Source organism: Vibrio qingdaonensis (assembly GCF_026191675.1).
Classification (GTDB): domain Bacteria; phylum Pseudomonadota; class Gammaproteobacteria; order Enterobacterales; family Vibrionaceae; genus Vibrio; species Vibrio qingdaonensis.
Genome location: NZ_JAKRRY010000041.1, coordinates 23,582 through 47,252 on the forward strand (window position 1 = coordinate 23,582; position 23,671 = coordinate 47,252).

At 44.7% G+C, this 23,671-nt stretch carries 18 protein-coding genes and 1 pseudogene; 9 read left to right on the forward strand and 10 right to left on the reverse strand.

All coding sequences use genetic code 11. The features are described 5' to 3' along the window. Window positions 1-75: 75 nt before the first annotated feature. The 3 genes from MD535_RS21560 to MD535_RS21570 all read right to left on the reverse strand — a co-directional run bounded on the left by MD535_RS21560 (window position 76) and on the right by MD535_RS21570 (window position 5,445). Window positions 76-2,877, reverse strand: coding sequence for an Hsp70 family protein (locus MD535_RS21560; protein ID WP_265677099.1), 2,802 nt, complete (start codon window positions 2,875-2,877; stop codon window positions 76-78). Between the two features lie 97 nt (window positions 2,878-2,974). Then, a complete protein-coding gene (locus MD535_RS21565) occupies window positions 2,975-4,813 on the reverse strand; it encodes an Hsp70 family protein (protein WP_265677101.1) in 1,839 nt (612 codons plus the stop codon). Continuing rightward, window positions 4,813-5,445, reverse strand: a complete 633-nt coding sequence (locus MD535_RS21570) for a DUF2760 domain-containing protein (RefSeq protein WP_265677102.1) — start codon at window positions 5,443-5,445, stop codon at window positions 4,813-4,815. The genes MD535_RS21565 and MD535_RS21570 overlap by 1 nt, the downstream gene beginning before the upstream one ends. A gap of 348 nt (window positions 5,446-5,793) precedes the next feature. Between MD535_RS21570 and MD535_RS21575 the strand changes: the two genes are divergently transcribed. Both MD535_RS21575 and MD535_RS21580 read left to right on the forward strand, forming a co-directional pair. Beyond that, a complete protein-coding gene (locus MD535_RS21575; protein WP_265677103.1) occupies window positions 5,794-7,344 on the forward strand; it encodes a sensor domain-containing diguanylate cyclase in 1,551 nt (516 codons plus the stop codon). An 89-nt stretch (window positions 7,345-7,433) separates the two neighbouring features. Continuing rightward, a complete protein-coding gene (locus MD535_RS21580) occupies window positions 7,434-7,964 on the forward strand; it encodes a 3'-5' exonuclease (protein WP_265677104.1) in 531 nt (176 codons plus the stop codon). 116 nt (window positions 7,965-8,080) lie between these two features. On the opposite strand, the gene MD535_RS21585 is transcribed toward MD535_RS21580, so the two are convergent. From MD535_RS21585 to MD535_RS21595, 3 genes are all read right to left on the reverse strand, one after another. After that, complete coding sequence (locus MD535_RS21585; RefSeq protein WP_265677105.1) at window positions 8,081-8,527, reverse strand: tellurite resistance TerB family protein; 447 nt, start codon at window positions 8,525-8,527, stop codon at window positions 8,081-8,083. Window positions 8,528-8,626: 99 nt separating this feature from the next. Beyond that, entirely contained in the window at window positions 8,627-10,615 is a 1,989-nt protein-coding gene (locus tag MD535_RS21590) for an alkaline phosphatase D family protein (protein ID WP_265677106.1), read from the reverse strand. Further along, window positions 10,612-11,025 carry a VC1380 family protein gene (locus MD535_RS21595; RefSeq protein WP_265677107.1) on the reverse strand — a complete coding sequence of 138 codons (414 nt, stop codon included), beginning with the start codon at window positions 11,023-11,025 and terminating at the stop codon, window positions 10,612-10,614. Before MD535_RS21595 ends, MD535_RS21590 begins: the two co-directional genes overlap by 4 nt. A 263-nt stretch (window positions 11,026-11,288) precedes the next feature. Between MD535_RS21595 and MD535_RS21600 the strand changes: the two genes are divergently transcribed. The 3 genes from MD535_RS21600 (at window position 11,289) to MD535_RS21610 (ending at window position 17,393) form a co-directional block, all read left to right on the forward strand. Further along, window positions 11,289-12,611 carry a MipA/OmpV family protein gene (locus MD535_RS21600; protein ID WP_265677108.1) on the forward strand — a complete coding sequence of 441 codons (1,323 nt, stop codon included), beginning with the start codon at window positions 11,289-11,291 and terminating at the stop codon, window positions 12,609-12,611. A 161-nt stretch (window positions 12,612-12,772) separates the two neighbouring features. After that, window positions 12,773-16,699 carry an ATP-dependent RNA helicase HrpA gene (hrpA, locus tag MD535_RS21605; protein WP_265677109.1) on the forward strand — a complete coding sequence of 1,309 codons (3,927 nt, stop codon included), beginning with the start codon at window positions 12,773-12,775 and terminating at the stop codon, window positions 16,697-16,699. Window positions 16,700-16,871: 172 nt separating this feature from the next. Continuing rightward, entirely contained in the window at window positions 16,872-17,393 is a 522-nt protein-coding gene (locus MD535_RS21610; protein WP_265677110.1) for a porin family protein, read from the forward strand. A 110-nt stretch (window positions 17,394-17,503) separates the two neighbouring features. On the opposite strand, the gene MD535_RS21615 is transcribed toward MD535_RS21610, so the two are convergent. The 4 genes from MD535_RS21615 to MD535_RS21630 form a co-directional block, all read right to left on the reverse strand. Next, a complete protein-coding gene (locus MD535_RS21615; protein ID WP_265677111.1) occupies window positions 17,504-17,950 on the reverse strand; it encodes a hypothetical protein in 447 nt (148 codons plus the stop codon). A 200-nt stretch (window positions 17,951-18,150) separates the two neighbouring features. Continuing rightward, entirely contained in the window at window positions 18,151-18,687 is a 537-nt protein-coding gene (locus MD535_RS21620) for a porin family protein (protein ID WP_265677113.1), read from the reverse strand. Window positions 18,688-18,802: 115 nt separating this feature from the next. Beyond that, on the reverse strand, window positions 18,803-19,234 hold the full coding sequence (locus MD535_RS21625; protein WP_265677114.1) for a glycine zipper family protein: 432 nt from the start codon (window positions 19,232-19,234) through the stop codon (window positions 18,803-18,805). Window positions 19,235-19,410: 176 nt separating this feature from the next. After that, window positions 19,411-20,331, reverse strand: coding sequence for a LysR family transcriptional regulator (locus tag MD535_RS21630; protein WP_265677115.1), 921 nt, complete (start codon window positions 20,329-20,331; stop codon window positions 19,411-19,413). 183 nt (window positions 20,332-20,514) lie between these two features. Here MD535_RS21630 and MD535_RS21635 point away from each other — a divergent pair, with 183 nt between their 5' ends. From MD535_RS21635 to MD535_RS21650, 4 genes and pseudogenes are all read left to right on the forward strand, one after another. Next, window positions 20,515-21,693: an MFS transporter gene (locus MD535_RS21635; protein ID WP_265677116.1), complete on the forward strand. Its 1,179-nt coding sequence runs from the start codon at window positions 20,515-20,517 to the stop codon at window positions 21,691-21,693. Between the two features lie 111 nt (window positions 21,694-21,804). Further along, window positions 21,805-22,602 (forward strand): hypothetical protein, encoded by a 798-nt coding sequence (locus MD535_RS21640; protein ID WP_265677117.1) that lies wholly within the window; start codon window positions 21,805-21,807, stop codon window positions 22,600-22,602. A 79-nt stretch (window positions 22,603-22,681) separates the two neighbouring features. Next, window positions 22,682-23,194, forward strand: coding sequence for a GNAT family N-acetyltransferase (locus MD535_RS21645; RefSeq protein WP_265677118.1), 513 nt, complete (start codon window positions 22,682-22,684; stop codon window positions 23,192-23,194). A gap of 345 nt (window positions 23,195-23,539) precedes the next feature. Beyond that, window positions 23,540-23,671: pseudogene (locus tag MD535_RS21650) on the forward strand (S-(hydroxymethyl)glutathione dehydrogenase); the annotation flags it as partial.

Genomic DNA, 23,671 nt, shown 5'->3' on the forward strand with positions numbered 1-23,671 from the left:
AGGAACGGCGGCTTATGATGATTAATAAACGCCGCCGTTCCTTTGTTTGCTTATTGACGTTATTGTTTATTGACGTTATTGCTTAATAAGTTGCAGTCCAACTGGCAGTGCGTCACCGAATACCCGTTTGGAATCGGATTCAGATAAGGTTTGAATCTCAGAAACTAACGATAGCCAGCTATCTGGTGCTTTACTTTGGCGAAGCTTGGTTAACACTTGTTCGCGATAGTCATCTGCGATGTCGAGCGAGCGATCGCCAGTTTTACGGCACATTAAAACACAAGCAAAACCAATCATTGACTCTTTTGACCAATCGAGCGCAAGCAATTTTGGTAACCATTGCTCAACTTGTTCTCTGGCAATAACATTGTGTTGGCTGCCATAGAGCGGTGTGCGTGAACCCAAGCGACCTAATGCCCAACAGTGAGCTTGCAAGAACTGTGGTTGGTTAATTATCTTGCTTAAATACCAACTTGCTAACAACACTTTGTCATCCACATAGAGGTTTTCTAAACTAGCGGATAGGCGAACCATGGCTTCATAGCCCTTATCCTTAGCGGTTTGGAACGACTTAGCATTTTTCATGGCTCCAGGGTGGAGATATTTTGCTATATCACTCAGGATAACTTCTTGTTGTTCTTCATTCAGTCCTCCAGAAACACGGCGCCAAAAGACCCACCAATCACTCCAACCTTGGTTATTTTGGAATTGGATCCCTTGTTGATAAACGCCCCATAGCTGCTCCATGCGCCAAGAGTCTGTCGCGTCCCCAAAGCCAGGGCGCATGCAAAACCCCGTCAGACGTAACCAGTTTTTCTCATGTTGTTCAGAGCGGCGGCGACGCTTACGACCAAGAGTAAAGGTATCGACTAGTGAACGAAGAGAGTGGAAGTCCCACGCTTCTTTCTTACCCAGTTTTTTTTCTAGTTCTTTGCCTAGCGTTTTTATTTCTTTGGTGTCGGCACTATTTTTATTGCCACTGTAGAGTCGAGAAACCAGCGCTTGAGAAGCTTCTAACCCCGGGTGAGCATTGACTTGCTCCTGATCGGCTTGCTTATTGCGTACTTCAAACTCAAGCTCCCATCGCTGTTGTTCATCGCTGACGCTAACACACTCAACTTTAAGCGTCCCCACTTCTGTGAGTTGGCAGGCAAGCTGAACTTCAACCCGCTGCTTTTGGTTTTCTGCAAGAGTGATATTGTCACCCTGTAACGTATTAATGTAGGGCGGAAGCGGTGAAAACTGGTCAGGGTCAATGTTGACCAAAATACCATTTTGGACTTTTTGATGCTGCCCAAAGAAATCATGGGTTGAGGTTAGCAGGTTAAACCTTACTGGCTCTCCCAAAGTCAGCGAGAATCGGCGGCCAGAAAGACGGATTTCTTGTCCTTCATCGGTGCCTTTAGCGAGCAAACACAGAGCTTGCCCGGATTTGTTTTTTTCTTGTAAGTGTAGAAAGTAAGAGCGAGCGCTGCCGCCGCCGATCTTGAGCTGTGCACCGCGTCGAGCTTTCGCAAATGCCACCGCACCAAGAGCAACAGACCAATCGGGGTGGGGGTTATTGAGCAACGTGATTGGAGCGCCTTTCCAGCCCTCAATAAGATCAACCATTCTTCTGGTGATCAGTGGGCTGTTAAATACGCCCCCATTTAATAAGATCCCAACTGGAATTGCCGGGTCACGACCGTCGCGCAATGCTTCTTTAGCCACTTCTTGGTGAAGGTGCAAGAATTCAGAAACGTGTTTACTCACGGCTGGGTCGGCGACATAAGGTAAGCCAAACTCGACCACGGCACTGCGTTTTTTATCAGGAAGCTCACCAAATGACGTGGTAGGGAAAAATCCATCTAAAGCAATACGATGGACCTCTTCCTTGTTAATAGCGACGCTTTTTGTGCCACCAATCAGACGTGATCCGCTGCCGAGCATGGTGATTTTCATTTCTTCTGGCGCGGAGTCAGACAGTAAGGTTTCTTTGGCCTTCCGGGTTTGTTGAATGAGCTTGGTCAAACTGGCCGCATTGAGTTTTTTACTTTGATTGAATCGTTGCTCTGCCATATGGGCGAGGGCGAGGTCAAGATTGTCTCCCCCCAGCATTAGGTGTTCGCCAACGCCAATCCTGTTCAGTTGTAGATTGTCATCCTCATCATGTTTAGCTTCAATGAGACTTAAATCGGTGGTACCACCGCCGACATCGCACACCAGCATAAGGGGTATTTGCGCGAGTTCTTGGGAAGCCGTTTCTTTATGTCTCGAATACCAGTCGTAACAAACGGCTTGAGGCTCTTCGAGCAAGTGAACGCGTGGCAGACCCGCACGTTTTGCCGCATCTAACGTGAGTTTTCGCGCAGTTTCATCAAACGAAGCAGGGACGGTGATGACGACATCTTGATCTTCTAATTTATTGTAGTGATGACGATGGTTCCATGCTTGACGAATGTGGTTGAGGTAACTGGCGCTGGCAATAACCGGCGAGACTTTTTCCACATCTGGTGCGCCTGCCCAAGGTAAAATATCGTCTTCGCGGTCAACGCCTTGATGTGACAGCCAGCTCTTAGCGCTGGAAACTTGGCGTCCCTCGACTTTAGCGCCAAGTTCACGTGCCCATTCACCAATGATGACTCTAGCAAGATCGCCAGAGACGGTTGAGTGTTCCCAAGGCAGAGTTAAGTCGGCATCAGATATTTGTTGTAATGCAGGATGATAGCGAAAAGACGGCAGGAGTGGCTTTCTCACGACCTCTCCTGGCCCCACCAGCTGGTCGATTTCAAACAGTTCTACAGGGGCGTTCGATAGGTCATCTTGAATTTCACAAAACGCGACAACGGTATTGGTTGTACCTAAATCGATACCGACTAAATATTGAGAAGAGGCCATGATACGCTCCAATCAGGTAAGGAGAAGAGACAAACGGCACTAAAAAGTGCCGTTTGAAATAGAGGTTTATCAGAATACAAATCTGTTCAGCCTAACACTAAACATCTTCGCGCACGTCAAACTCGACATGCCATTTCTGACCGTTATCTGATGCGATTGCTTCGAGATATAACGTTCCTAACTCGGTAACTCGAGAAGATAGGGTAACAGGTAAGACTTCGCCACTGCTTCTCCCTTCTGATACTGGCAGAGTGACTTGAATTTCAGGTAGCTCTTCTAACTCTTCTGGTTTCCAGTAATCAAGATGCAAGCCAGCATCGTCCTCACGACGTATTGTCGAACCAAAGAATTGGAAGTGAACGGGTTGTCCGATCACTAAGCCAAACTCTTGGCTTGGTACGTCGACACTGCTGCCTTCTTCCATACCAAATGGAGCAACACAAAGCGCTTCCATTGGTGGAGCCATGCCAGGAATAGCAGGCATCGCGCTCTCAATACCAATGTAGTAGCTGGATGCGATACCACCACGAATACGAACGCCTTGTCCACGACGAACACTGCCATAGTAAGCTGCGCCACTTGCAACAGCTAGGTCTAAGTCGAGCCCAGTTAACATTTTAGCCGAACTTGCATTAGCAGAGGTCAACCAACTATTAATCGTACTAAAGAGACGGTCTGACAACAGAGACGACTTCAGTACGCCACCATTGAATAACACGGCAGTAGGCTTGATAAACTCAGGTTCTGCTGGCATGCCAGGCATACCGGCAAATGCTTGATCCGCAGCGTTGCTCTGACGACTTAAAAATGCAGCAATATGGCGCGTAACAGCGGCATCTTGTGCGTACGGCAAGCCCATTTGCGTCAATGCGCCACGAGAGCGTTGCACAGGGTGCTCTTGAATACCCACCTGTGGGAAGAAGCCATCCACGAGAGTTTGCTGCACTTCTTGTTGAGTCAGTTCGGTTTTTAATGTTGCGCCAAGCAGTTTAGAGCCACGGCTAGGAACAACAATCGGTACCGATTGAAGCTCTGCATCGTTAAGTAGGGCTTCTTTGGCATCACGACAAGCGTGCGTCATCGCTTGAACTTGCCAAGGCTGTAACTCTTTGCCATCTTGCGCAAGCTTCATCTTAAGGCGATAAGCTAAAGCGAGATCCATATTGTCACCGCCAAGCAAGATATGCTCACCGACCGCGACACGCTCTAAGTTCAAGTTACCGTCGTTTTCTGTTACGGCAACCAATGATAAATCGGTAGTACCACCACCCACATCAACCACTAATACAATGTCGCCGACTTCAACTTCATCACGCCATGCGTCATTGCTATTATCAATCCAGCTATAAAGTGCCGCTTGTGGCTCTTCAAGAAGCGTTAAATGCATTAGGCCAACATTACGAGCCGCTTCTGCGGTAAGATCGCGAGCGGCTGGGTCGAATGATGCAGGCACCGTGATCGTCACGTCCTGCTCTTCTAGCAAAGCCTCAGGGTGGGCATGGTTCCAAGTATTTTTAAGGTGCTCAAGGTACAGTTCGGTGACACGTAAAGGTGACACTTTTGTCACTTCTTCTGGGCTACCTTGTGGCAAAAAGTCTTCGCGGCGGTTCACACCACCGTGGCAAAGCCAAGATTTTGCACTGGCGACCAAACGGATCGGTGTTTTTGATCCAAGGTTACGGGCAATGGCGCCGACAAGCGCGCTTGGGTGCTCTGTCCAAGGAAGCGTTCTTGAACCATGACCGAGCTCATGCTCATGCGGTTGATACAAGAATGAACCTAATTGGTTTAAATTCTCAACGGTACCCGGAGAGGTTAATTGAGGAATCGCCATCACTTCAACGGAGGCATTTTCATCTTGTGCGTCAACAAATGACATGACGCAATGTGTGGTACCAAGGTCGATACCAACACTGTATTTAGCGTTGTGATCCATTATAGTTCTACCTCAGCTGGTGCGATAATCGACGCATCATAGTTTTCTGAAAGTTTAGGTAGGTTAACATTATCTGCTTTCCAACCTTTATGAACCAGGATACCAGAGAATGGTGCTGAGCCCGTCACGTTGCCAGTTAGACGAATCGCTTGCGGATTAAAGCCTTCTTCAATTGTTAAGCGAGATTCTTCGTCTTCACTGCGAATAGGAGAAAGGACAAAGTAATCACCAATCACTTTTTTACCGCCAGAGTGAACAACACGTGCGGCTGCACCCACTTCTTCATCAGAGAAGGACGTAAGGTCTTCTTGTAAGAAGTCGATAATCCGTGCTTCTTGCTGCATGAGAGAAAGTAACTGCATAGCAGAGTCTGTTGATGCGGTAGCAAGCTTGGATTCAACTTCTACTACTTTCTCAATCACTTTTTCGACTTCTACAATTTTCTCAACTTCAACGATTTTCTCTACAGGTTTCTCAACCTCAATAATCTTTTCGATAGGTTTCTCTACCACTTTTTCAACGACTTTGCTTTTGCGAGAAACGGCAATTGCCAGTAACAAAACGCTCGATGCAGCAAGGCCTGCATGCAGCATGTCGAAGGTGGTAGGAATAACATTTAGATCGAAGGTCATAGGGGATTCTCTATGTGTCTGTCATTAGTTGCTAACTTTGGGGCGAAGTCTAGCATAATCAAGGCTCTTAGCGCGATGGTTTCGCAATAATGTCATTTGAAAGTGAGTTTGTTGGTGAAGATTGCAGCAGATAGTGGTGTTTTATTAATTTTAAGTGATCTTTGCTGATTTTTTGCACGCAAATATTAGGGGCGACAAAAAACTGATGTAAAATCCGATGCATAGGCTAGAAGTCAACGTCGGGGAAATGGCGCATATTTTTAGTTTTGAGTGGTATTGTTATGAAAATAACGACACTGACATCAGAAAAAACAGATCCTAAATCTGAAAACAATAAAAGAGTCAGTAATGCAGTACGTCAGAATGGGCAAAGGATTAAACAGGGAAGACCGTGGTGTAAAACGGTATTCAGTGGTCGTGTTTTCTATAGGGATTGCGATTACAATTTTTATTACGCATCTTGTATATAAAGGACAGCAGCAATTATCCAAATCTAACTTCGACTTTTTGGTGCAGAATCAGGCGGAGAATATAAAAGAACTCGTTATGTTAGACGTGAGTTTAATCGGCTCCGGTGCGGGCTTTTATCATGCGACTTCGCCAGATTCGTGGAACAGCTTTTCATCGTTTGCTCGACCCATTATAGCAGGCTCAAGTAGCTTGATCGCTATGCAATGGATGAAAAAGGTTTACCCAGAACAGATTGATTCACATGTTGCTAGGGTAAAGGAGCACTTTCCCAATTACGAAATTTATACGGTGCCGAAAGATCAACCAGTGACGATGGGCTACATTCTAGACAATGATGAGCCGATTTATGTTGCCAGTGATATCTACCCAGTTAATACCGCAAATCTTCGGGCGTTAGGGTATTACTCTTCGAGAGAGCGAGTTCGTCGTGTTATTACCAACACCATTAAAACAGGTCAACCAAGCTTATCTGATAAAATTCGGTTATTGCAGGATGGTTTTGACCGTTCGCTGCCAAAGCAGGGAATGTTGGTTTACCACCCTGTGTTTGAGCCTGGACGGAAAGAGTTACGGGGTGTAGTCATTGGCGTGATTCGCACCACGGCTTATTTTCAACAAATTGTTGCAAGGACCGCAATTGGTCAAGCGGTGGGCATTCAAGTCGTCGACATGGGGTTTGATGCTGAAGATGACCCTATTATGTATCGTAACCAATCATGGGACAGCATCAATGGCGAGGTGGATGCTGTCGTCATCGATTTGTATGACCGACAATGGAGTATTGAGTTTAAGCGTGGCAGTGGTATTTCCGCTAATGATTCATTTATCCTGTTGTGTGTTGCTTCTGGTGGCTTCATTATTTCGATGTTGCTTGGTTATGTCGTACAATTGATGCTGCGTGAACAACGCCGTTTGACCAAGTTGGTCAAACGGCGGACAAAGGATTTACAATATTTAGTTGAGCGGGATCCCCTGACAGAGGTCTATAATCGACGGGCGTTTAACCGTTTGGCCGAGTACCACATTGCGTGTCATAAGCCTTTTTCTCTCGCAATCATTGATGTCGATTCATTTAAACAAATTAACGATCAATACGGTCACGTGGTGGGTGATGAAATACTCATACAAGTGGCGGTTCACATTAAAGAGAACACGTATCCAGACGATATGTTATTCCGTCTTGGCGGGGATGAGTTTGCCGTGATTAGTCGTTGTATTGACTACGCGCCGTTGCAACGTTACCTAGACGGTATATGTGAGAGTGTTCGACTATTAGAGTGGCCTGGTATCGATAAAACATTTAACTGCACATTAAGTATTGGTGCAGCGGTTTATCGAGGCGAGTCTTTGGAGAAGTTGCTAAACCGTGCCGATGAACAACTTTATATCAGTAAAGAACAAGGGCGAGATAAAGCCAATATTGTTTGATTCTAAAGCAGTTAAACCAGGGGCTATCGAGCTTTAGGCGATTTTGCGCTACACTTCGAGCCGTTGTTTATTATAAAGCCTATATCATTATGAATTATAACCGAGTCGTTTGTTTTGACCTTGAAATGTGCTGCTGGAATGTGGACGGTGTAGGTACGACGGGTGAAATTATTGAAGTAGGGTTGGCTGAGATCGATCTTGTTACTCAGCAAGTGGTGAAGCGAGCGCAATACTACGTTAAACCAGAGAAGGACGAAGTGTCTTTGTTTTGTGCGGAACTGACCGGTATCACACCGCGTAAAGTCGAGAAACAAGGCCGCCCCCTTGCTGCTGTTGTGCAATCAATGGTAAAGAACTTTGGCGGCCCAAATAAGATTTATGCGGCATGGGGACGAGATGACCATATTTTGTTCAATGAATGTCGAGAAAAAGGCATTACGCCGCCATTCAAAGAGTTTGTTAACCTTGCCACACTTTATCGCATGCAAAATCGCTTAAAAGAAAAGCGCATCGGACACAAAGCGGCGCAAGAAGCAAAAGGAATTGAGTGGGAGGGGCGTCAGCACTCGGGTTACGTTGATGCCTATAATCTAGCAAAACTTGCGCTGACTATGCTGTAAGGCCTTCCTTCGGTTTTATGTAGAGAGCGGTTAGATTACAAAAAGCTTCAGGTAAACAGAGACGGCTTACCTGAAGCTGTTTATTGGTCTTTTCAACTAATGGTCTTTTCAACTAATTATTTATCGATGACTTGAATTTTCGCACGAATAAACTCACTATGATCGACGTAGAGCAGTTCGGCGACTTTACGAATCACCGCATCCTCTTGAGGGTCGATCACACCATCGGCATTCGCCACTTCCCACATTGCTTTAATCAGTTCAAAGCGTTTCTCTTGAGATAATTCACGTAACCCTGAAGTAAAGTCGTACAAAGAGACCGACTCTTTCACTTTCAGTTTCGCTTGTTCGATAAGCAAGTTGGTTTCTTCATCAGATAGCGCCAGTAGGCGAGAGACCAAAGAACGCTTCGCTTGCTCTTCTTGTTCATCAACTTGGTGATCGGCACTGGATACTTCACATAGCAATGATGCGATCGCAAGGTTGGGGCTGACCGTTTGATTTTGGGATAAGTCACTGCCTTCAATGAGCTGCTTGAATATAGAGGTGATGGACGTAAACATAGCGGTTCCTCTTTTGATGCCTAATCATAAATAATCTAATCACTAATACATAGTGGCGCTTACAAAAGAACTCAAGTGTAAAGCGCCAGAGAATGGATGTTATTTCGTTTTAGAGACGATTTTTGTTTCAGAGAAAGCTTGCGCGTTAGAGGCCGTTTCAGGGAAATGAGTTTCGCTTCCGTCACCATGTACGACGGATATTTCTTTTGGTTTTCCGTCTTTATTCAGTTTTAACCGCCCGATACCGCTGCGATTAACAAGGTGATGGCAGGCTGAAGGGCTAGGGTGTCGCTTAAACACTTTGAGTCGCTTTCGCTTAGTGAACCAGTTAAGCGGTGAACGAGGCGTGTACAACCAAGCATCAAGAGTAGCAAAGAGACTGAGTAGCGGTTCAGGAAACTCGTTTTTGATGCCACTACACGTGATCTGATAGATGTGAGAATCTGTTTCTCTGTAGCGAAGTGCGATGTCATACACAAAAGAATAGTGAACATCACCCGATAAAATGACGAAGTTTTTTGGTGTTTTTGAATGCGTGAAAATAGATAGCAAGGTGTTGGCGCTACCGGGATGCGCCATCCAGTTTTCCGCATCGATGACTAAGGGGTGACCCGCGATGGTGGCGAGTCGTTGCATGGTTTCAATAAACTTCACGCCAAACATAGGGGCGGCAGACACGACGATCACTGATTCTTGATTGAGTAATTCATGTTGGAATTCAACTAACGCTTCCCAGTCCATAAGACCTGACGGTTTATTTAGATTGGATTCTGAGCGCCATCGTCGGGTTCGAGTATCGAGTACGACGACTTTGGGGTGGCTATCGGTGGTAAAATGCCAGCGCTCATATCTAAAAAGCTGATAACTCACTTTTTCAAGGGCTTCGCAGTTAAATACTGCAGGGTTAGAGGTGTCTGTATTAAGGCTAGATTGTGTTGGATCTGGGACAAACAGTGTCGCCAATGTGTCGTGCCAGTCTGCATGATAAATTTTAGGATCGTTACCCCAAGCCTGGCAAAGCAAGTAGGCTAGCATGCCATTGCCGATAATTTGCCTAGAAAATGGGTGCTCGTAAGCGGCTTTTTCCCATCCTACCGTTAGATTCCAGTCATCGGTAATATCATGGTCATCAAAAATCATGTAGGTAGGAATATGTGCTAATACACGCCTGACTCGTGATAAACCGTCAACGAACTTCAAGAGATGGTGCTTTTCTTTTTCCCATTGACGCTGAAAGCGTCGTGACAATGGTTGCCCGTTGACCTCGAAATTGGCTTCTTCTAACCGATTAATATTGATGTGTTTCCAAAGCTCTGGTGACCAAACTAATAAGTACATAGCAATAAACTCAGAGAAGGTTATAAGGTGGTTATAACAGTCTTTGGAGCTAAAAATGGCTTTAGAACTAGACTTGGACCAAAAAGATGACGATGGGGTATGAGGCAGTAAACCCTCTCTACCATAAAGCTGCTTGGGGTGCTGGTAAAGCTGTTGGCTATCGGCAATGTCACCTGAGCCTGAGAACGCTTCTCCCGGCAAATCGAGCAATGTGATGACTTGATGAATGGCATCAAGCATAGGACCAGCGACGTGGTCTGCGTAGATTTGGTCCCCATTGAGCAACAGCATATCGGGTTGTTCTTCAACTTGTCGATTGAGTTGCTCATCTATGGCTAGAAGGCTGTCGTTACTTGAGTGGTGCGGGTTTCGGCATGATCCGTGAAGAACGTGGTCTGCTTTAGTCGAGACCATGAACTCAATGTTATCGTGTGCGGCGTAGCGCAAATTGTTATCAATAACACTGTTACCGATATCGTCTAAGTAAACGTCGTAACTAAGACTTACATTGGGTTCGAGTTCGATAGGGATATGACACTGGATAAGCCATAATTTCGAACTCACTTGATAGCTCTGTTCGTAGGAAACAGGGAAGTAGCGAGGATTTTTTTGCTTTAAGCAAATCACTAATCGTTTTGGGTTAACCGACGATGCCATCCATAATGAAAACTCATGCGGGTTAACTCGTCGTAAAATAGGACCGGCAACGAGTGGTGCAATTGGCTGTGCTTGAGTTTGATTTATCATCATGCACAGACCTCGCTTGACGATAGCTCTGTCGCGTTCGAACCTTCAAATGGCGTACTTTGGCTCTCTACCTCCATTGACTCTAACAATTCCACGAAGTCACTGCTGGAAAGCTCATGCCCCACTAGGAAAAAGCCCAATAGCGCATCGGCGGTGGCTGTGGAAGAGTCATTTTGGCCAAGGATATCTGTGATTCGTGAGCGCAATAAGTCAATTTCATGATCAACAAATCCGCGACCTTCGATTCCCTCTTCGCCTTCATCGGGCGCGTTATCGAATTCAAGGAATAAAAGGTCGTTGTCGAGTTCAGTGTGAATAAGTCGTTCAGGGAGCCACTTTTCACCAGTAACAACATGGCATTCTTTATCATCAGGCAAAGAATCGAGAACTTTTTTTAAATTTGATACTTTCACGATTAGTCTAAATAGTGGAAACTATGCCTCCGATAACCTGTGGTGATTAATTAGCCGTTAAGCTACTCACAATTTCGTGACATATAAATTCAATAAAACTAATAATATAACAACTCTTCTTCTATGCGGTAGCGGTTGTTAGTATATTTGACATTTCGTTTGCCAAGCTTGGTGACGTGAATGCAGTTTGTTCAAGCGTAACCTACTCTATAGCACTAAATATTGCACAAAAATTGATAATCCGGTTGGAGACACAGTAAGACATGATAAAGAAAAATCTCGCGTTGGGACTTGTTACTATTTTAGGTAGCACCACAGTAGCAAACGCAGCGCAAGAGGCAGAGTGGGGCATCGCAGCAGTTTGGCGTACAGCCAACATTCCGTTTGCGACACAAAGCCAAGACTCAACAGTCAGCACGTTCATTCCAATGATGTACTTTAAGAATGATTATGTCTTTCTCGATGGTATGACAGCGGGAGCGCATCTTTATAAAGCAGACGACAACCAATTCGAAGTGAACGCGATCTCACGATTACGCTTTATAGATATCCCTGCAGGTGAGCAAAATGCGGCTCGTGGCGATACTCTCGATTATGGTTTGCAACTACGTTATAACATCGATGACACGTGGCACCTTGATACCGAACTTATGACCGATTATGACTATAACAAACATGCGAATCTAAGATTGCAAGGTACGCTTGATTATGGTGATCTTGAACTTAAGCCGAATGTGACACTGCGTTATAAAGACTCTGGCTTTAATACTGAGTACTACGGTTCATACAATGGTCAAAGCCAAGATATCAACGGCGCTTTCGATTATGCAATGGGTGTTGATGCTAAGTATCACTTGGTTTCAAACCTTTATATGCTTGGTGCAACGAATATTCGTATGCTGGATAACTCGGCTTATCATTCCGATGTGATTAAAGAGCGCTTTGAAGGCGAGGTGTATTTAGGATTCGGTTTCTTTAACGAGAAGAAAAAATCGACTTCTAAAGCTAAACAGCACAGTCGTGATATCAGTACTAAACCGTATGTACGTGTCGCTCATGGTTATGCGTCGCCATCGGACATGGGGGATATTCTGACATTTAATGGGAAACGTGACCCGTATAACAACCAAGTGACGTCGGTTTTTTACGGTCATCCGCTGACAGATGAGTTGTTTGGTTTACCTCTTGATATCTATTTTAGCCCGGGTTATGCCCATCATTGGAGCTCGGAAGTACAAGATACGGGTAACGAATTTGTGGCATTAATTAAGGCTTACTATACATTCAACTGGCCTGTAAAAATGCGACTTGGTGTGGGTAATGGTGTGTCATATATCGACAATATTACCTATATTGAACAGCAAGAAATGGACAAGAAAGAAAAGACGGCAAGCCACGTGATGAACTACATTGATATCTCTTATGACGTCAACATAGGCTCTATCTTTAGAAAACCCGAATGGGAAAGCTTGTGGCTAGGTTACTCGTTGCATCACCGCAGTGCGATCTTTGAAGCATCATCGCAGTTCGGCCGAATCAAAGGCGGCAGCAACTATAGTACGGTTTATCTTCAGTACGATTTCTAACCTTTTGCTGTTGAAGCCGCGAGTTTGTGTTAAAACATGTGGCCTCTAAGCTTATAAGCCTCGCGAAAGCGGGGCTTTTTATTATGTCTGAGTTAACGCAAACACCGAGCTGTGCTACAATCCCGCCAGTTTGTAAATCGAAAATTGAACTAGGAAATGTTTTGACTTCCTCTCTCTCTGAAAACAATAACAACAACCCGACGGCCAAAGCAAATAACGCGCATTCACTAAAAAAAGCACTGAATGAGTGCATGATTCGCGACCGTTTTCGTCTCCATAAGCGCATTTCTGGCGCGGGTCGCATTAAAAATGAACAATCTAAAGCGGCGGTTTTCGACGAAATAGCGATGGATATTGCTAAATCTATGATGCAGGCGCAACAGCGCGGTACCCATAAAGCGACCATTAATTACCCTGAGTTGTTGCCAGTCAGCCAAAAGAAAGACGATATCGCTAAAGCAATCCTAGAGAATCAAGTGGTGATTGTTGCAGGTGAAACGGGCTCAGGTAAAACCACGCAGTTACCAAAAATCTGTTCCGAATTAGGTCGTGGTAAGTTTGGACTTATTGGCCACACTCAACCACGTCGACTTGCTGCACGTTCGGTTGCCAACCGTATTGCGGAAGAAATGGAATCGCCACTTGGTGAGTTTGTCGGCTATAAAGTTCGATTTAACGACCAAATCTCGGATAGTACCCAAATTAAGTTAATGACGGACGGTATCTTACTGGCTGAGATTCAACATGACCGTTACTTAAATCAGTATGACACCATCATCATCGATGAAGCTCACGAACGTAGCCTTAACATCGACTTTATTTTGGGCTACTTGCGAGAGTTACTGCCAAAGCGCCCAGATTTAAAAATCATCATTACCTCAGCCACGATCGACCCAGAGCGTTTTTCAAAGCATTTTAATGATGCCCCAATTATTGAAGTGTCGGGTAGAACCTATCCGGTGGATACCCGTTATCGTCCATTACGTGGAGAAGATGATGCTGACCGCGACCAGCTAGAAGGCATCTTTGAAGCGGTTGATGAACTGTGTGATGAAGGGTTAGGCGACATTCTTATCTTTATGAATGGCGAACGAGAAATTCGTGATACTGCGGATGCGCTGAACAAAAGAAACCTACGAGATACTGAAATTGTGCCATTGTACGCGCGATTATCTTCGGGTGAGCAAAACAAGATTTTCCAGTCTCATACTGGTCGCCGTATTGTACTTGCCACTAACGTAGCCGAAACGTCGCTTACCGTTCCAGGTATTCGTTATGTTATCGATCCGGGAACCGCGAGAATTAGCCGCTATAGTTACCGTACTAAAGTACAGCGGCTGCCAATCGAGGACATCTCTCAAGCGAGCGCTAATCAACGAAAAGGTCGTTGTGGACGAGTGGCTGAAGGTATTTGTATTCGCCTTTATTCAGAAGAAGATTTTGAATCTCGCGCTGAGTTTACCGACCCTGAGATATTACGAACGAATCTAGCGTCAGTTATTTTGCAAATGACGGCATTAGGACTTGGCGACATCGATGCTTTCCCGTTCGTTGAGGTACCTGATAAACGTAATGTTCAAGACGGTATACGATTGCTCGAAGAATTAGGGGCAATTAACGATAAAGCGAAAGATCCGCGTAAGCGACTTACGTCAATTGGACGTAAACTCGCCAAGTTACCTATTGATCCCCGACTAGGGCGTATGGTGCTGGAAGCACCAAGACTCGGCTGTTTAAAAGAAATTATGGTGATTGCATCGGCCTTGTCGATTCAAGATCCGCGCGAAAGACCGAGTGATAAGCAGCAGTCATCGGATGATAAGCATCGTCGATTCTTTGATAAAGAATCCGACTTTATGGCGTTTGTGAATCTGTGGGATTACATTCAAACCAAACAGAAAGAGCTATCGGGCAACCAATTTAGACGTCATTGTAAGACTGACTTTCTTAATTATTTGCGTGTTCGTGAATGGCAAGATGTCTATTTCCAAATCCATCAAGCCATGCGCGAAATGGACGCTAAGTTAAACCAGGAGCCGGCAAACGAGCAGTCCGTTCATATGGCTTTGCTTGTGGGATTGCTGTCTCACATCGGTGTAAAAGACCAAGAGAAAAATGAATATCAAGGCGCCCGTAATGCTCGCTTTCATATTTTCCCGGGCTCTGGCTTGTTTAAGAAGCAGCCGAAGTGGATCATGTCGGCGGAATTGGTTGAAACGTCTAAGCTGTGGGGGCGAATTATCGCCAAAATCCAGCCAGAGTGGATTGAGCCGTTAGCCAAGCACTTGGTGAAAACCAGCTACAGCGAACCCCATTGGTCGAAGAAACAAGCCGCGGTCATGGCGCATGAGAAAGTGATGTTATATGGCATTCCTATCGTACCAAAACGCTTGGTTAACTATAGCCAGATTGACCCTGTGGTCAGCCGAGAAATTTTCATTCGCAGCGCTTTAGTAGAAGGAGAGTGGGAGACAAAACACGCTTTCTTTAAACAAAACCGTAAGCTGCTGCAAGAAGTAGAAGAGCTGGAACACAAATCTCGTCGTCGCGATATCTTGGTTGATGATGATGAACTGTTTGATTTTTATGACCAGCGTGTTGATACCGATGTTGTATCCGGAAAGCACTTTGACACGTGGTGGAAAAAAGTCAGTAAGACGAATAAAGATCTACTGAACTTTGAAAAAGAGCAGCTGTTTAAAGGGGATGCCAGTCACGTTACGGAGTTGGATTACCCGAACTTTTGGCATCAAGGCGATTTTAAGCTCAAGCTCAGTTATCAGTTTGAACCGGGTGAAGACAACGATGGTGTGACAGTTCACATCCCACTGCCGATATTAAACCAAATCGATAGTGATGGATTTGACTGGCAAATTCCTGGGCTACGACATGAACTGATTGTAAGTTTAATTAAGTCATTACCAAAAACGGTACGAAAGAACTTTGTTCCAGCACCTAACTACGCCGATGCTTTTTTAGCACGTACCAAGGTTATGGAAGCGCCACTGTTGGATTCGCTAGAAAAAGAGCTGCGCCGTATGACGGGCGTTGAAATTCTTCGCGAACAGTGGAACCTTACCCAACTAACGGATCATCTAAAGATCACTTTTAGAGCCGTTGATCACCGCAATCGCAAGCTTAAAGAAAATCGCGATTTGTTTGAATTGAAAGAAAGCCTAAAAGACAAAGTACAAGCAACATTGTCGAAAGTGGCCGATGACGATATTGAACAACAAGGTCTCCACACATGGAGCTTTGGCGAGTTACCTAAAGTGTATTCGCAAAAACGTGGTGGCTTTGATGTAAAAGCGTACCCTGCGCTGGTGGATAAGAAAGACAGTGTCGAGATTAAGCTGTTCGAGACAGAAGCAGAGCAAGAGCTTGTGATGAAAGAAGGGCAGCGTCGATTGGTGTTGCTTAATGTGCCTTCACCCATCAAATACTTACATACCAATTTGCCGAATAAATCCAAGTTGGGCTTGTATTTCAATCCATATGGCAAAGTCTTAGATTTGATTGATGACTGCATATCCTGTGGTATTGATAAGTTGATTGAAGAGCAGGGCGGTCTTGTTTGGGACTCAGAAAAATTTGATGCGCTGAAAGAACACGTTCGCGCTGAGTTAGATGAAACCGTGGTGGATATCGCTCAGCAAGTAGAGACGATTCTCACTACGGCGTTTAACTTGAACAAGAAGTTAAAAGGGCGTGTGGATTTGTCTATGGCGTTTGCGTTATCTGATATCAAAGCACAGATTGAAGGGCTGATATTTAAGGGCTTTGCTACCGAGTGTGGTTGGAAGCGATTACCTGATATCTTGCGGTATTTACGTGCCATTGAACGTCGAATGGAGAAACTTCCCATTGATCCAAACCGAGACAGAATGCACATGCTCAAAGTGGAATCGGTCACCCAAGATTACAAAGAGTTACTGAACAAAATTCCAAAGGGCATGAAAATACCTGAAAATGTCAAAGAAGTTCGTTGGATGATTGAAGAACTAAGAGTCAGTTTCTTTGCTCAACAACTTGGCACACCTTATCCGGTCTCCGATAAGCGAGTTCGTAATGCCATTGACGCATGTTAGTCACAGAAAACGTGAATAGTTAGACAAATAATGTCTCAATACCATGGAATTCAAGAAGTTTTACCAAAATTTGAAACGAAGGGATTCCTATTAAGATAGGGTATGTGATATATAAAGCTCCGCGGTGGCTTTTATTGGATTCACCGCTATTTCATAAACAAGAAGGTTTACAATGAAAAAGACACTTTTAGCGCTTGCGCTTGTTGGTGCATCGACGTCGGCATTTGCTGACGCGTGGTTATACGGTGGTGTTTCTGCAGGTCGTGCTGACTACAATAACAACAGCGACACACCAATGGGTTTCCATGTTGGTACAGGTATTCTACCAATTATTGGTATTGAAGCGGGTTACTGGAAGCACGGTAATTTCGATATCAATGATCAAAACAAAGGCAATGGTTATGCAGAGCTAGGCTCTTGGTATGCCGCGCTTAAACCAAGCATCGATATTGGTCCGGTTCAGCTGTACGCAAAAGGTGGTCTGCACTATTACAACGCGGATTATAAAAACGGTCTAAGCAACCAAAGCAGCGACAACGGTACTGACTTTATGTACGGTGTTGGTGCTGAGTACTTTGTGACAGATATGCTTTCTGTGGGCGCGAGCTGGCAGCGTTTCAATGGTGTAAAAACCATTGCAAACAGTAAAGACTTAGATAGTTTCACTATCAATGCAACGCTTCACATCTTTTAAGATAGTGTGATAGACGTATGAATCTTAAAAAAGCGACCGAAGGTCGCTTTTTTAATGTCTGTGAATAGATTTTTCTACGTTATCTATGATTCATCGTCGGGTGTTGTAACCTAAGCAGCGTTATCATCTTCTAATATTTTTTCACCAACAATGACAACCTCACCTGTTTCTTCATCAAGGTATGCGCCAATAGGTTGCGGTGCTTCGTATAGGTACTCGTAACAAACGCGCGCCTCCACTACTCCAGAGTTTTTATTTCCTTCGGTCGCAATCGCGCCAACTCGGTTCTGTTCAAGCCATTCATTGGCGGCCGCTCGTAGTGGCTCTTCGGCGGTATAGGAAAAGAGACCTTCGTTGTTATAACACACCAGAATTTGATGCTTTTCTTTGTTACGGTTTGGCGCTACTAAATATTGGCTACCGTCTGATGAATTAAAATAGACATCGTTGGAAGTGACGTCGTAGTTGATCATTTGAGAGACTTCTTTCGCCATGTTGTACACAGAGCAGCCAGATAAAGAGGCGGTGAAGAGGGTGGCTAGCAGTAATTTATTCATTCATATGTTCTCTATAGGAGACCATCCGTGTCTTGGTAAGTCCTTGCTTTAAATTGATAATATGAATGGTATATCAGGTTGCTTTTCTAGAGATGTTTAAAGGGATTAGCAATGAGTGCAAACAAGAAGGTAGGGCTATTGCATAAGGGGACGTTAAGGCTCAAACGGTGTGAGCCTTAACAAAGAAAGGATGAGAGAGGTTAGAACTTGTAGCCGACAGTTAGTGACAGTTGGTCAGTGTTCAAATTATTTACGTTATAAAAGTCATAGCGTAAATCGGTATACAAACCCATATCGATGTTCGCTCGTACGCCAAACCCACCCATCAATGATGTTTCTTTATTTGAAAATGTTTTACCATTACTACGAGTTTGTGTTTCATTGGCACGAATGAGACCGACTGCACCATAGGGCTTGATCGCCCAGCCGTCTAGCGTAAACATGTAACCAAGGTCGGTATCTATTTTGTAATTACTGCCGTCAATTTCTAGATTACCTGTTTTTCCATTATTGTTTTGGTATGAGGCGTTGATGCCCACAATGCGGTTAATGTCATAGCCATATTCAAGCTTGATACCGTCACCCCAATCAAGGCCGCTGTTATCAATAACGAGGTCTGTGTTTGAATAACCAAGCCCGACACGATGACCAGATACGTCAGTGTTGTTTGAAGCAAAAGCCGGTGCTGCGGCAGAAAAAGCGAAGAGTGCTGGAAGAATAAATTTGCTAAACGTCATAGTCTTAGAACCTTAGTGGTGGTAGCGTCCGTTCTAATTTGTCCATGATAGTGTTCGATTATGTATTAAACGTTTAACTATCGTTTAATACTGAAAAGTTGTAGGTAGCGTGTGACTAGCTTTGTGTGTCAGCGTGATCTTTTGACTCAGTCTTGTTGGATTCAGCTTCAGCAAGTTGTGCTTCTAGCTCTTTGATTCTAATCTCAGCTTCTAGCTCAGCGACCCGTTTTTCTGCGTCACTTCTATGATCTTGAGATACGCCATCCGCCAGGACTTGCGTGTCACTAGATGAGCGTGAATCATCAAGGTCTTTCATTGACCCCGCCACGCCACCTGCCACGCCACCTGCGACTGCGCCCTTTGCGGCTAAGCCAGCGTCACCGGTGAGCGCTCCCATCGTCGCACCGAGTAAAACCCCACCTGCGGCGCCGCGATTGCGTGCTGCATTTTCGTTGTCTGAATCAAAGGCGGGTGAAGAGCATCCTGCAAGCACCATCAAGGTAGCTGTCACCATAGCGGCTTTAGTATGCTTGATTGTTAATGTCATTCTCGATCTCACTCTGTGTTGTTGGGACGAGGTAAATATTACGAGATGATTCAGTCTGTGAGAATTGATTCGTTGTTATTAGTCTGATAACCAAATGGAATCAGACTAAGAATACCCATCTATTATGGTGGCTAAAGGATTCCAGTCTTATGGATGCGTATAAGACTGAGAACGAATTACCAACTAGGCGTTTCAAATTCGCTTAAGAGAAAGTCTAGAAAAAGGCGAATTCGCTTGGGTTGATACTGCCGGCTGACATAGACGACATTTAAATCGCTACTGGATGCAGAATTTGACGCGGTGAAGTTAACTCGATAGTCACTTAAAACCACCTGTAATTTATCGCTATTAATGTCCTGTTGAACATCTAATAGGGACTTTAGTGCGATGCCATAACCGTCTAATGCCCAGCGACGTATCACTTCACCATCATCAGAAAAACGACGGGGTTGAACTGCGACTGACTGATGGGCATCACCCTGGCGAAAGTGCCATCGAGTGAGTTCTTCATGGCTTCGAAATAGGGCAAGACAGTGATGGTCTGTGAGTTCCGACGGGGTAGTGGGTATGCCATGCTTGCGAAGGTATTCTGGGGATGCACAAAGAACACGTTGACTTGATGCAAGCCGTCGGGAGATGAGGCTACTGTCGGCCAGCTCGCCATAACGAATGACAATATCAACACCAGACTCCGTGATATTGGTGAGTGTATCGTTGAGATATAAATGAGGGATGACATTTGGGTACTGTTGGCAAAATGATGTGAGTATTGGCAGAATAGCTTGCCGTCCAATATCGCTAGGGGCGGCTATTTTAAGGGTTCCTTTGACCTCATTCAAACCACTTTGAAGCAAGCTTTCCGCTTCATTTACATTATTAATAATCTCTAGACTCGACTGATAGTAGAGTGCTCCAGAATCGGTTAATGATAGATGGCGTGTGCTTCGGTTAAGTAACTTAACTCCGTATCTTTGCTCTAAGGCTTTCAATCGCGAGGTCACTGTGGCGGGAGACAAGCCCAGTTCTCGCCCCGCAGCGGCTAACCCTTTGTGTTTGACGATGCTAACGAACATTGTCATATCTGCAAACTTATCCATAGTGACTCCCACTTACTGTCAATCTAACACGCTATTAGGCTTATTATTTAGTTTAACCGAATAATGAATTCGAAATTAAGGTAATTATCAAATTAAATGGAATATATAGAATAGAGGGCATCAATTATTACCCAATTGGAGTCGTGGTATCACGTGCTCCATAGCGATGAAGAGAGTGTAAGTATGAATAACAACAAGATGCCCATGCAGGTATGGATATTGACGCTTGCGGCGTTTGCCATTGGTACTGCAGAGTTTGTGATAGCTGGCATTTTGCCGCAAATCGCTCAGTCATTGTCGATCACTGAAGGGCAGGCCGGCTATTTGATTAGTGCTTATGCATTAGCGATTGTATTTGGAGGGCCCATACTGACGATATACTTGGCTCGATTTAATAAAAAGGCGGTTCTCGCCAGTTTAATGGTGCTGTTTATCTTCGGTAACCTAATGTCTGCGTTTGCGGTTAATTACCATGTTCTTATGTGGAGCCGAGTGATCACAGGGTTAGTGCAAGGCCCTTTTTATGGCATTGGTGCTGTTGTGGCGACCAGTTTAGTGTCGGAAAAATTAGCAGGCCGTGCTGTGGGCCAGATGTTTGCAGGTCTTACGTTAGCTAACGTCCTAGGGGTACCAGGAGGCACATGGATTGGTTTGGAATTTGGTTGGCATGTTACGTTTCTAGTGGTCGCGGGTTTTGGACTCGTCGCAATGGTGTTCATTTTGTCCGGCATTCAATCAACTGGGCATGGAGAGACTAAAAGTAGCGCAATGCAATTGAAAGCCTTTAAAAACCCAATGTTGTTAATGAGCTTGGTAATTACCGTGTTTGCTTGGTCGGGTTTTATGACGTTATATGGCTATATCGCACCGATAGCTATGCACGTGACTGGATTTAGTGAAGACGCTGTAACATGGATCTTGGTTGTCGTTGGGGTGGGTCTGATTGTTGGTAATACGTTAGGTGGCCGTTCATCTGATCATAATTTACAAAAGGCATCGATTTTTTGGGTTATAGCAATGATAGCTTCGTTAGTTTTAGTCGGGCTTGCCGTTAATAATCAGTGGCTATTTGTGGTCGCGGCTTTCGTATTCGGTGTTGCCTCTTTTGCCAATGTACCCGCCATGCAATTACGTGTCATGAATCATGGTGGCGACGGTCAAGAGTTAGCGGCGACGGCTAATATATCCGCGTTTAACTTAGCGAATGCTTTTGGTGGTGTGTTAGGCGGTGTCGTCATCGATAGCCAAGTGGGTGCAGGCATGATCCCTTTTGCTGCTATTGTGGTTCCGGTCATCGGATTGGGATTGATTCTATTTGCAAATCGACGAGAAAATCACTTTTCCGCAGTGTCGCAAGCTTAATGAAAACACAACGGCATTGCATAGTGTAGACAAGGTATGACGTAGCATTACACAGACACTCCGCACTAAATGATACAGTACATGTGATTAAATAATGGACATGGAACGGCGATGAAATCATTAGCAAGCTTACTCATTATCATTTCTGGCGTCACGACTGCCGCTGAATTTTCTCCGGCAAAGGAACCTGTCGATGGATGCCCAGGACCTTTCTTTGTGAAGAAAGCACGGGTGTTTGATGCTGTGACAATTTGTGCAACAAAGAATGTGACGACAACAAAGTTAGAGTATGCCGCTAACGTCACTGCACAGTGGTTAGACAATGATCAGGATGGTAACGTCGACGAACCACGACTACTCCCGCATCTACGTCAAAACCATGCGACTTTGGTGATGTCAGATGATGGAATGACTGATCGCGCCATCGAACAGTTAGCGCCATACTTCGACACTATGGTATTACAGGACCTTGCTGCGAGTGAAACGAATCCAACTGGCGCCAGAGATGCGTCGCAGGAAGAAATTCATCATCTGATTGCCAATGCGGGTTGGCAATCTATGTTGCCATCAGTTTTCAGTGACAAAGCGACCGTGCAAAGCAAGCTTCGACAACAATGGCAGTATGCGGAGAAGTCCGGCTACTACCGTTACGAAGATCCGACGTGCGACAACGCGTGTAAAACGACGGAGTTTTTTTATTTAGCTACCGCGGCGTATTTGGAGTCGAGTGTGGACTTAACTAGCGATGAGATGCGCTTAAAGAATCGCCAAGAACTGCAACACTCTTTACCAGACATAGTCAGTATTTTTGAATCACAGCAGTACCATTATCCGGTGCTTCAGTGGCCGAATGGTCGATATCCTGTGTTATCGACAATACGTTATACTGGCCAAGGATTCAGAGACTAAGGAACTGACTTCAAACTCGTATCGATGTTAAGCTAATAACTTGCGAATTCGGCGCGTAGAATGGAAGAAGGAATAGCATTTGATTAGGGAAGCAACACCAGACGATTGTGTTAATCTCGCGGTGCTATCGATTAAAGTATGGCTAACTACTTATGCGACTGACGGTATTCGTAAGGAATATTCTCAACATGTGCTTGCTACATTCAGTGAAGATTATTTCTTGAATCTGTTGGTAAACCCAAATTACGAACTGTTGGTCAGTGAGCATGATGGTGTACTGCAAGGTTTTGTTTTGGTCAACCTAGGCTCCCGTTTTAAAAACGACAGCTATGGGTTTGAAATTGAAAAACTGTATGTCGATGACATATTTTCAGGAAAAGGTTTGGGCCGTAAGCTGTTAAAAGAAGTCGCGCTAAAGTTTGGTTCACGCTTTTGGTTATATACCTGGGTAGAGAACGCTTCGAATGGGTTCTATCAACATTTAGGTTTTTCTCGAGTAGGGCGCATCACATTAGACTTTCATGGCTTGGTTGTCGAAAACCATGTCTACAGCTCGGTGAACGCAGCAGCACCACGTGTTAATGATATATAGCCTTGTTAGCCATCCTGTCGCTACTATTCCCTGTACTCCTAACACCCCAGTTTATGTTTAATTAGACTTTGTCTAACGCCATAATTAATCCTAATGTTGTACAAAGGCATCGCATTTCTAAAGCACATTGTGTTTTAGAAATGAAACCTTGGATTTGCTGGTGCATTATTATTACATAATCGTAATAATTAATTTCAATTTGGTGGGATTATCAAAGATTGGTAATTATCTATACTAAGCCCATCAAAACGAAACAGCGAGTGAGCACACTCTTCGTTCGCGTTATGCGGCGTCTATTTTTATCGCTCATTTTACTGTCCCGAAGTAAACAAAAAGGAAAACCCAATGGCACTTGAAATTAAACCAGGTCAAACATCAATTAAATCAAAAGCTATGGTAGCTTGGGCTGCTGGCGAACCACTAAAAATGGAAGAAGTTGACGTACAACTTCCTAAAGCGGGCGAGGTACTTGTTCGT

What these genes read in the sequence shown, in the direction of transcription:
- MD535_RS21560 (WP_265677099.1), bottom strand. Translation starts at nt 2,877, where the DNA reads ATGGCCTCTTCTCAATATTTAGTCGGTATCGATTTAGGTACAACCAAT.
- MD535_RS21565 (WP_265677101.1), bottom strand. Translation starts at nt 4,813, where the DNA reads ATGGATCACAACGCTAAATACAGTGTTGGTATCGACCTTGGTACCACA.
- MD535_RS21570 (WP_265677102.1), bottom strand. Translation starts at nt 5,445, where the DNA reads ATGACCTTCGATCTAAATGTTATTCCTACCACCTTCGACATGCTGCAT.
- MD535_RS21575 (WP_265677103.1), top strand. Translation starts at nt 5,794, where the DNA reads ATGCAGTACGTCAGAATGGGCAAAGGATTAAACAGGGAAGACCGTGGT.
- MD535_RS21580 (WP_265677104.1), top strand. Translation starts at nt 7,434, where the DNA reads ATGAATTATAACCGAGTCGTTTGTTTTGACCTTGAAATGTGCTGCTGG.
- MD535_RS21585 (WP_265677105.1), bottom strand. Translation starts at nt 8,527, where the DNA reads ATGTTTACGTCCATCACCTCTATATTCAAGCAGCTCATTGAAGGCAGT.
- MD535_RS21590 (WP_265677106.1), bottom strand. Translation starts at nt 10,615, where the DNA reads ATGATGATAAATCAAACTCAAGCACAGCCAATTGCACCACTCGTTGCC.
- MD535_RS21600 (WP_265677108.1), top strand. Translation starts at nt 11,289, where the DNA reads ATGATAAAGAAAAATCTCGCGTTGGGACTTGTTACTATTTTAGGTAGC.
- MD535_RS21610 (WP_265677110.1), top strand. Translation starts at nt 16,872, where the DNA reads ATGAAAAAGACACTTTTAGCGCTTGCGCTTGTTGGTGCATCGACGTCG.
- MD535_RS21615 (WP_265677111.1), bottom strand. Translation starts at nt 17,950, where the DNA reads ATGAATAAATTACTGCTAGCCACCCTCTTCACCGCCTCTTTATCTGGC.
- MD535_RS21620 (WP_265677113.1), bottom strand. Translation starts at nt 18,687, where the DNA reads ATGACGTTTAGCAAATTTATTCTTCCAGCACTCTTCGCTTTTTCTGCC.
- MD535_RS21625 (WP_265677114.1), bottom strand. Translation starts at nt 19,234, where the DNA reads ATGACATTAACAATCAAGCATACTAAAGCCGCTATGGTGACAGCTACC.
- MD535_RS21630 (WP_265677115.1), bottom strand. Translation starts at nt 20,331, where the DNA reads ATGGATAAGTTTGCAGATATGACAATGTTCGTTAGCATCGTCAAACAC.
- MD535_RS21635 (WP_265677116.1), top strand. Translation starts at nt 20,515, where the DNA reads ATGAATAACAACAAGATGCCCATGCAGGTATGGATATTGACGCTTGCG.
- MD535_RS21640 (WP_265677117.1), top strand. Translation starts at nt 21,805, where the DNA reads ATGAAATCATTAGCAAGCTTACTCATTATCATTTCTGGCGTCACGACT.